5 protein-coding genes are annotated in these 8,585 nt (G+C 53.7%); all 5 read right to left on the minus strand.

Features of this window, described 5'->3' with window-relative positions; translation table 11 throughout:
- Positions 1-18 precede the first annotated feature (18 nt).
- On the minus strand, positions 19-1,302 hold the full coding sequence (locus tag QMG90_RS15550; protein WP_283283980.1) for a TolC family outer membrane protein: 1,284 nt from the start codon (positions 1,300-1,302) through the stop codon (positions 19-21).
- Positions 1,303-1,762: 460 nt separating this feature from the next.
- Positions 1,763-3,643 (minus strand): TolC family protein, encoded by a 1,881-nt coding sequence (locus QMG90_RS15555; protein ID WP_283280530.1) that lies wholly within the window; start codon positions 3,641-3,643, stop codon positions 1,763-1,765.
- A gap of 5 nt (positions 3,644-3,648) precedes the next feature.
- A complete protein-coding gene (locus QMG90_RS15560) occupies positions 3,649-5,010 on the minus strand; it encodes an HlyD family type I secretion periplasmic adaptor subunit (RefSeq protein ID WP_283280531.1) in 1,362 nt (453 codons plus the stop codon).
- Positions 5,011-5,059: 49 nt separating this feature from the next.
- Positions 5,060-7,195, minus strand: a complete 2,136-nt coding sequence (locus QMG90_RS15565) for a type I secretion system permease/ATPase (protein WP_283280532.1) — start codon at positions 7,193-7,195, stop codon at positions 5,060-5,062.
- A 503-nt stretch (positions 7,196-7,698) separates the two neighbouring features.
- Positions 7,699-8,562: an OmpA family protein gene (locus tag QMG90_RS15570; protein ID WP_283280533.1), complete on the minus strand. Its 864-nt coding sequence runs from the start codon at positions 8,560-8,562 to the stop codon at positions 7,699-7,701.
- Between the last annotated feature and the right edge of the window lie 23 nt (positions 8,563-8,585).

An 8,585-nucleotide genomic window follows, 5' to 3' on the forward strand; every position in this document is an offset into this window, starting at 1 on the left:
TATGAGTAAGTGGTTGAATTAATTAAGTTCAGGAAGTTTTTCTGTGGCCCGTTTTTCAATGCCAATCAGCGGTAATAAATTATCAATCGCCGTGGCGTAACTAATTGCCGCGCTCCAGCCATCGTATTCCGCGTTTATTTTGGCAGAGGTCGCCTGCCAGACATCCTGTTCAACACTCAGTAAGTCATTGATGGTTTTCTTACTCAGCGTATATTCGTTTTTATAAACGGTACGGGTCTGTACGGCGTTCATAAGCTGGAATTTACCGGCATCTTCACGACCACGTGCGCCTGTCCAGTCGGCCATGGCCGCCGAGGCTTCCTGCAGGACGTCGTAACGTGCCTGATCCACCTGCGATGCCGCCATCGCTTTCGCCCCTTCCGCTTGACGAACACGGGCAGAAACCGCCCCGCCCTGATACAGCGGCGCATCGAGACTCAGTTGAATTTGATCATCCCAGTATGCGCGGTTGTCAGATTCATAACGTGTACGACCCGCTTTCAGACTCACGGTCGGCAGGTGCTGGGCTTGCGCCTTTTTGATAGCGAACTCAGCCGATGTTTCCATTGAGCGTGCCGCCAGAACCGACGGAATGCGCGAGTAATCGATGTTATCCACTGAGGTTTGATTCACTTCGAGCGCTTCCGGCAGCTCAGCATAATTTCTCGCATTGACGCCCGTCTGCACCGCCAGTACCGCTTTGGCTTTCTGCAGCGCGGCTTCGTATTGCTCAAGCGACGCGCGCATTCCGGCGATACGGGTTTGCGTTTGCAGGGTGTCGGAGGTGGAGCTGAGACCCGCATTCGCGCGCAGCGCCGCCAGTTGCTGGATATTTTCCAGCGCCGTAATGTTCTCGCGGGCGGCGTTCGCCAGTTTGCTGTAGCGCTTCACTTCGACATAGCCCTGCGCGGCTTTTGCCGCCACGTCTGACAGGGTCGCCATCAGCTGATAGCGGTAGCTTTCCTGCTGTGCTTCTGACTGGGCAATCGTGTTATTCGTCTTACCAAAGTCATAGATCAGCTGTGTCAGCGTCAGCCCCCAGGAAGCAGAATTTTTTAGCGAACCATTGGAGTCTGTTGTCTGGCTGTGGCCGGTACTACCGGTGAGACCAATCTGCGGCATCCAGCCACTTTTTGCTTCGTCGGTCATCGCCTGACCGATACCCATTTGTGCCGCCTGCTGGCTGACGGAAGGGTCGCGGTCAAAGGCAAATAAAATACTTTCCTTGAGGTTGGTTTCTTCCACGCTTGCCAGCGCGGCGAAACCTGGAAATGCCGTGCCCCACAGCGAGAGCGACAACATTAATAATGGCAAGATAATACGAGTGCTCAAAATAAATATCCTAAAAACAGTTAATGATATTCAGGCGGAATATTCACACCTGGCATAAGATAAAATAACTATCACTGCGGGGCAGCGTTGAATGGCCGCAAGTTTGAAGGATGGCGATGTGACAGAAAAGGGAAATAGACTTATATCGTCTTAAATACGATGGGGTTAAGAGGCATGAAATAAAAACAACAGGCAAAACGAGGCCTTACCCTTGCGGCGTAACCTCACAAAGCGTTGGGGGGTGAACATTAGCGATGTAGGCAGATCCGTCGAACCGGAGACTCTGCGGTGTCATTTAAGGCCATTTAAGAATCTGGATCACATAAACCTTAACGGCAAACACTTAAATAAAACTATATTTTAATAAATAAACTCATATTTTGCTACATTTATGCAACAGACGTAGCACCCCGCCTTTCTGTTATAAGGCTTATTGACCACCGTTATTTCTGTTAATACCAACCCAGTTGAGCAGCATGGAAGCGCTAGAAATAACGTTGATGTTAGAAATATAACCGTCGTAGCGGTTATTTATTGCCGACAGCTGATTATTAAAGTGGTCATTTTCGGCGGTCAGCACATCCAGTAATGTTCTTTTTCCCAGGTGGTACCACTGCTCATAAAACATTTGCCGTACGCGGTCGGTTTCTGAAGACAGACGATCATAATCATCGGCCCGTAAAAAAGAAGAATCACGGATCTGAATCTGATTGTTAATCTGGTATTCCAGGTCGCGGTAGCTGACTTCATATTGCTGTTGCGCGGCATTGGCTCTCGCCCGTGCCGACATTTGCGCCGCCCGTTCGGAACCGCCGCTGAACGCATTCCATTCGACGTTCACGCCGGTATACCACCCGCTTTCATTGCCGTTGATATCCTTGGCGGTACTTTTCGAAATCACCCAGTTCACCTGCGGCAGGCTGGAGGCTTTGATGCTTTCCGCTTCATGCTCCGCCGCCCGGACTTTCGCCTGCAGGCTCATCATCATCGGGCTCCTGTCGAGCGAGGCGATGGCGGTGGAAACCGGGATCACCGTATCGCGCCAGGAGATATCTTCCGGCACCACCGGCTCGACGCCCAGCAGACGCACCAGCTTGATCCGGCTGGAACTGACCTGATGTTCAATGTTGTCCATGTTCGCCTGTGCCGACATCAGCTTGGCTTTTGCCTGCACCAGTTCGCTGTCGCGTCCCGGATCTGCGTCGGTGATTTGCGACAACATGGTGACCAGCTCCTGCATCCTGTCCACATAGGCTTTCGCCACCATCCGGCTGTGCTGATAACGACTCAGGTTCATCAGCTCCGAGATGGTGTTGTAGGCCAGCTGTTCGCGGGAGTGATCCTGGTCATAACGCGCGGATTTTGCTGATTCTTCCGCGTTGTCGACCTGGCTGCTGATCCGCCCCCAGTCGATAATGGGTGTGGAAACCGATACCGAACCGCTGGTATCGCTGATGTGGGAGTTGTTGTTAGTGGACGTATCACCGCCAACGGTGGTGAACGGTGAAGTCACGCCCAGTTTTACCTGCGGCCAGCGCTGGCCGCGAGCCTGATCAACGCTGTACTCCATCGCCAGCACTTCGGCGGAGGAGGCGCGCATCTCCGGGCTGTACGCCAGCGCTCTGACCACCATCTGACGCAAAAAGTCGCGCGACGGGTTTTCACTTAACGCTTTAAACTGCTGTTGCGACATACTGCTGATGTCGCGAGGACCACTGCTTCTCTCGGATTGCCCCTGCCAGCGCACTTTGTTGTACGCCGGATCGGGCTTGTAATATTCGGTGACAGGCGGGAAGTAATCATAGGTTTGCTTCAACACCGCTCTGTTTTCTGATGTCTCTGCCACTTCTTCACGCCGCACAAATGCTGGTTTTGCTTTTTTTGGCGGCGGCGTTGACGCACGATTGCTCACTGCGACTGGCGCGGACGTGCTGATGGTCGCGGGCGCGGTGATCCGCTCGTAGCGCTCTTCCGGCGTACTGTTGCTGTTAACGGGCGGCGGACTGACCGGCGCGGGCGGTGGCGTTATCGCCGGAACCGCGGAGGTCGTCGCGATCGGTCGCGGCGCCTGTGTTGATGAGGTCGACATGGACGGCGCCGATCGTGGCGCGGCAGAAGCGCTCGTCGATGGCGCCACTGCTGATTTTTGCGCACTCATGTACTGCGACTGCGTTCGCATCGTCGGTAAAGCGGAGAGCGACCGGTCAGCCGCCTCCGCAAAGAGAGGAAAAAGTGCAGAAGAACACGGTAAACAAATCGCAACAGCCGTCGCCACTTTCGCCCAACGGTGGTCTTTATTTTTATGAGCCATGATGTTTATCTCTCCCTGAACGCTTCACGCGCCTTCAGCACAGGTTTGAGGATATAAGAAAGAATGGTTTTCTCGCCGGTCCTGATTTCTACGTTTGCTACCATCCCCGGCATAATCGGGAACACTTTGTCTTTCACATGCAATGCGGCCTGATCCGTGCGCACATACACCCGGTAGTAGGTCGAATCGCCACGACCCATGCGGGCCTTTTCTTCATCGATCAGGGTGTCGGAGCTGAGATGCTCAACCACGCCGCTCAGACCACCATAAATGGCATAGTCATAAGCGGTAATTTTCACCGTGGCCGGCAGACCCGGGTGAATAAATGCCACGTCAGACGGTTTGATTTTCGCTTCCACCAGCAGGTTGTCTTCCAGTGGAATGATGGTCATGATTTCAGCGCCCTGTTGAATAACCCCGCCGCGGGTAGTGACGCGAATATTATTGACGGTGCCGTGTACCGGGGCGACAACCGTGGTGCGATCCATCACGTCCTGACGCCCGCGCAGGATCTCTTCGGCCTGCGCCAGTTCAGATTCCAGACGGTTGAGTTCGCTGTTGGCGTCAGCGCGGAAACGGTTGGTACGTTCGGCGATTTGTAAGCGAAATTCGTTGGCCTGGCGCTTCAGACGCAAGATTTCCACGTCTGACATCAGCCCTTTATTGGCCAGCGGTTCAGAGAGACTCACTTCATTTTGCGCCAGTGCCAGACTGCGTCTTAGCGCATCCACACTTTCATTCAGGGTTTTGATTCGCGCGTTGTAGGCCTGCGTTTCATCGTGAACGATAGACGCGATGTTGGCGATGTCAGACGGGAACTCCAGCGGCGTGCCATACGCTTCTGCACGCAGACGGGCGATGCTGCCTTTCAGCCCCTGCACTTTCGACAGTGATTCGCCATAGCTGGCCCCGGCACGCGTCGGGTCGATTTTGAGCAGGATCTGCCCTTTCTCGACCACATCACCTTCGTGCACGTTCAGTTGTTCGAGGATCCCGCCTTCGAGGCTCTGGATCACCTGTTCACGACTGGCGGGGATCACTTTGCCGTCACCGCGCGTAATTTCTTCCACGCGGGCGTAGTGCGCCCAGACCCCGGCGGCAACAACAATAAACGCAATAAGGTAGAGCATGATCATGCTGAACGGGGTCTTTTGTGAAATCAGCGCCCCCTGCAGATCGTGCATGAATCTGAGATCTTCCGATTTAACTTTCCCGGTGACCTGTTTTTGCGGTTCCTGTTGCGGCTTAGCGGTTTTAGCCGCAGGCGAAGGCGCGCCGATTTTTTTCAGCGCCGGGGAGGAAGCACTCGTCACCAGTTTTACTGTTTTGTCGGATGCGTTGTCGTTCACATCGTCGCTGCTCATCATCCCTACCTTATCTCTACTACAGAAACCGTCTGTCAGTGGTTCATCAAAATTATTTCGGCCGATACTGCATCGGGGCTTGTGGCTTCTTCTGCGCACTTTCGTTGAGGCTGGCAATCACCTGCTCTTTGGGGCCGTCTTTCACAACGTGACCGTCTTCCAGCACAATCAGGCGATCGACCAGACTTAATACCGACATACGGTGGGTAACGATGATCAGCGTCTGCCCTTCTGTCGCCTCTTTCAGGCGGCGCAGGAACAGGGTTTCGGTCATCGCATCCATGGAGCTTGTCGGCTCATCCATCAGTAAAATTTTGGGCTTCAGCAGCAGGCAACGCGCCAGCGCCACCAGCTGTTTCTGCCCGCCAGACAGGCCGTTACCCATTTCACCGATCGGCATTTCATAGCCCAGCGGGTGTCTGGCCGCGATATGGTCAAGGCCGGTCATGCTGGCGACACGTAAAAAATCTTCCGTACTGACGCTTGGGTTACCGATGATGACGTTCTGGCGCAGCGTGCCGTAGAACAACCGGCAGTCCTGGCCGACGTAACCGACCGCCGCACGCCAGTCGGCCGGGTCAACTTGTGTTGCATCCACACCATCAATAAAGACCTGGCCGCCTGCAGGCTGGAACAGCCGCGCCATCACGCGCAGCAACGTGGATTTACCGCTGCCGATTTTGCCGAGAATGGCAATGCGTTCGCCGGGGGTGATCTTGATATTGATGTTTTCCAGTACGCGGATCGGCACCATCATGCCGGGCACCGGCCAGGCAAAGGACACCTTCTTCAGCCGCATGCTGCCGGTGAATTTTGGCGTCGGCAGATACGAAATGTTGGGATCGCGCTCAGTGGGCGCATCCATCAGATTGTTCAGTGATTTCAGTGCGGTTTTCGCGTGCTGATAACGCAGCGCCAGCCCGACGACCGACGCCAGCGGCGCCAGACAACGACCAGAGAGGATCACCACCCCAATCATCGCCCCCATGGTGAGATCACCAGCGTGGATCAGATAAACGCCGTACACCACGATACACACGGTATTGATTTGCTGAATAAAGGTGACGAAATTCGAGGTCAGCATCGACAGGTAACGGGTTTTCATCGAGGATGCCGCCGCCATGGCGCTGAAATCATCCCAGCGTTTTTGCATTACCCCTTCGCCGCGCGCTGCTTTTAACGCTTCCAGCCCTTCGATGCTCTCAATCAACAGCCCCTGCTTGAGCGAGATCTCGCGGATGTTCTCTTCCATGTAACGGCCCAGCGGCCACTGAATAATCACGCTGGCGATGAGGATGATGGGGATTGCCGCCAGCGGAACATACGCCAGCGCGCCGCCGATCATGTAGATGATGAACATGAACAGCGCACAGAACGGCAGATCCGACAGCGTCGCCAGCGTCGCGGAGGTGACGAAATCGCGCACCGCTTCAAAATCGCGCAACTGGTTGGCGAACGTCCCGGAGGACTGCGGTTTATTCTCCATGCGCATCGCCATCACCTGACGGAACAGCTTCGCACCGAGGATCAGATCCGCTTTTTTCCCGGCGACATCAATCAACCAGGTACGCACCTGGCGGGTGGTAAATTCAAAAACAATGGCGATGATCACCCCCACCGCCAGCGACCATAACGTAACGTACGCCTGCGTTGGGATCACGCGGTCGTAAACGTTCATGGTGAAAAAAGTGCTTGCCAGCGTCAGGACGTTCGCCAACAGCGCCGCCAGTGCCGCGCTGTAAAAATAGCGACGATAGCGCCACAGTGTTGAAAACAACCAGTGGCCTTCGCCTGGCCCTTTGGGTAACAGTTGATCGTCGGCACGCGAATCCAGTTTCGGTTTCGGCGTCGCCACCAGGGCGTAGCCGGCGTAGCTTTCCAGCAACTCCGCTTCGGCAAGCATTAACGCGCCGCCGCTCTCCGGAACAACCACCTGATATATATACTGACCGCGTTTTCCCCGACGGGCAGTCAGAATGCAATAGGTTCCGTCTTTGCGGGCAATCATCAACGGAAAAAGATAGGAAGACAGTTTATTCAGATCGCGCTTTACCCAACCCGCAGAAATACCGACCTGTTCCAGCATGCGCAAGGCGGTTTCTGGATCAAGTCTCTCGGTACGGGGTAAACCGGAATATAAAACTTCCTTGCTTACCAGTTTTGTATGATGCGCGCAAATCCACTCCAAGTGAATCTTTTCCGTGGTCTTCTATATTTTCAAAATGAGAAGGGGAGGACAATTCAGCCGCAGAAGTCTGAACACTCATTATTGTTCCCTGGCCTACATAATACGGTAAAGCGATGCGATAAGTACTTTACTTTTCCTCTGGTTGTTATATCACAACACCCGCTATTCCTGCTCAATTTTCGTCTAGGAATACCCTTATTTAATAACCCTTAAAAATAAGAAAAATTAGGAGGTTACAGTTTATCCAACAAGCCATTTGGGGATTAATAATTGAGAGAAATTCTCTATTCTGACCAGCCCAAAAATGCCACAAAGCCTGAAAAACAAATAAATACCAGGATTCGGGAAATTATCCTAAGAATATCTTTCGATTATTAATTAAATGTTATATCCATGTCACACTGAGGAAAGTTAAATAACTATGTGACCGAGCGCAGACATTAAATAAGTCATAAAAAAACGGGCCCCATATTGGCGGCCCGTTTTACGGTAAGCAGTATTAATCAGTTGCCTCTGACCAGAATATCTACACGGCGACTGTTCACGTTACATCCAGCATCCTGCTGACTGGCGCGAGTGCCGCACCCTTCTGCCGACTGAGCCACGCCCTGCCCCATCGTGTTGTTGATCATCTCAGGTTTAATGCCCTGATCGATCAGCAACGCACGTACGGTGCTGGCGCGCGCTTCTGAGAGACGCAGGTTAGCATCACGGTTGCCAATGGCGTCGGTAAAACCGACAAGCTGAATGTCGCTGACGTTATTGGCCTGCTTAATAAACTTCACCACGTTATCCAGCTTGCCGCGCGATTCGGGCAGGATCCCCGCCGCATCGCTCTTCGCGAAGCGGAACAGGACCTGTTCCTGAATCAGAACCACACCGTTGGTGTTGATGTAATTACAGCTCTTCGCCTGCGGTGCGCGGTTCACAAGGCGGGTGTGTTTTTGCAGGCGGTTCAGAATCGACTCTGCCTGCGGGCGCTCTTCCAGTGCAGCCGTGTTGCCGGTTGTGCCGGGGTTAACCTGCACAAAGTAGGTTTCACCGCCCTCGGCAGGCAGTTGCTGCGTCGGGTTTTGTTTACCCTGATAAAGCGGGTGATCGTTGAAAACAGATTCGATTGCATGCGCACCCGGCGTCACGCAAAAGACAGTAAACTCACCTGGCAGTAACGCAGACTGCAATTCACGGTCTACGTAGACCGTCGCCGGCACGCTTCCCTGTGGATAGTACATCACCACCTGCGCCTGTTCAGGTACCACTGCTGCAACCGGGCGGTAAGGTTCAGCCGACGCCACAGACGCGCCAGCCCCTGCCAGCGCGCAGAGAATCAACGTGAATTTGCTAAAACTAAAACAGCTTGCTTTCATTTTTCACTCCCGGATTAACCCAG

It is taken from the genome of Trabulsiella odontotermitis (genome assembly GCF_030053895.1).
GTDB lineage: Bacteria > Pseudomonadota > Gammaproteobacteria > Enterobacterales > Enterobacteriaceae > Trabulsiella > Trabulsiella odontotermitis_C.